A 555-nucleotide genomic window follows, 5' to 3' on the forward strand; every position below is an offset into this window, starting at 1 on the left:
GCCATCCTGGCGACTGGGCAATAGGAAAAACACCATGGTCAAGATTCGACTGACCCGCGGCGGCGCCAAGAAGCGTCCGTTCTACCACATCATCGTCACCGACGTGCGCAGCGCGCGCGACGGCCGCAACATCGAGCGCGTTGGCTTCTACAACCCGGTCGCCCAGGGCGCCGAGAAGCGCATCGAGCTGGACCTGGCCCGCGTTGACCATTGGGTCAAGAACGGCGCCCAGCCGACCGACAAGGTCCGCAACCTGATCAAGGAAGCGACCAAGTCCCAGGCCGCTGCGGCCTGATCCTGACGGGCCACGCTTCGGCGTGGCCCTCTTGGTTGAAGCAGATGAAAGATATCGAGCGCCGCATCCTGCTGGGCAGGGTTGTCGGCGCTTTTGGTGTGCGCGGCGAGATCAAGCTCGAGTCCTGGACCGAGCCACGTTCCGCCATTTTCCGTTACCAGCCGTGGATCGTGCGCAGCCCGTCCGGCGTGGAAACCACGATTGAAGGTGTGCGTGGCCGCGACAGCGGCAAGCACCTGGTCGCCCGTTTCCCCGGCGTC

Annotated in this window: 2 protein-coding genes; both read left to right on the forward strand. The window is 64.7% G+C overall.

Annotation, left to right across the window (positions count from 1 at the left end):
• The first annotated feature begins 34 nt into the window (after window positions 1-34).
• Window positions 35-295, forward strand: a complete 261-nt coding sequence (gene rpsP / locus C9414_RS20945) for a 30S ribosomal protein S16 (protein WP_005415733.1) — start codon at window positions 35-37, stop codon at window positions 293-295.
• A 44-nt stretch (window positions 296-339) separates the two neighbouring features.
• The coding region (locus tag C9414_RS20950) for a ribosome maturation factor RimM (RefSeq protein WP_483295700.1) at window positions 340-555 on the forward strand (216 nt) is incomplete at its 3' end.

Source organism: Bacillus sp. Nf3 (genome assembly GCF_003028545.1).
GTDB lineage: Bacteria > Bacillota > Bacilli > Bacillales > Bacillaceae > Bacillus > Bacillus safensis.

What these genes read in the sequence shown, in the direction of transcription:
- rpsP (WP_005415733.1), top strand. Translation starts at nt 35, where the DNA reads ATGGTCAAGATTCGACTGACCCGCGGCGGCGCCAAGAAGCGTCCGTTC.